Source organism: Pseudomonas sp. SIMBA_041, from assembly GCF_046535095.1.
Taxonomy (GTDB): domain Bacteria; phylum Pseudomonadota; class Gammaproteobacteria; order Pseudomonadales; family Pseudomonadaceae; genus Aquipseudomonas; species Aquipseudomonas mucoides.
The window spans coordinates 1-348 of the sequence record NZ_JAWRXJ010000096.1; the positions used below are offsets into that span (position 1 = coordinate 1).

The window sequence follows — 348 nt, forward strand, 5'->3', positions numbered from 1 at the left end:
GTTACCGGCGCCAAATCCCAATAGAATAATGCCACATGGTGGCTGCGACAATAAAGCTTGTAGCTGGTTGTTTATTATCGAAACATCGTTAGGTAGGCAATATAGCGCATGAACACTCGCGTGTTCAGCGCGTGTTTTAATACTGGATAGCAAGTCTTGTTGGTCATCAAGCCAATGTTGCCTACGCGTGTCAGGTAGATTTTTTATATAGCTATTGGCTGGATAAGCGGCGCGAGAATGACCAGTAAATGCCATCAGATCATGACTGTGAATTTTCTGTACCGTTTGAGCAGGCCATGATTCGCCGCCAAAACTGACCTTTACACCTGATTCACCAGCAGCGGCTAG

The 348-nt window shown here is 46.0% G+C and carries 1 protein-coding gene; it reads right to left on the minus strand.

All coding sequences use genetic code 11. The features are described 5' to 3' along the window. Positions 1 to 348: hypothetical protein (locus SB725_RS30385; protein WP_410923056.1), on the minus strand; the 348-nt coding region annotated here is incomplete at both ends.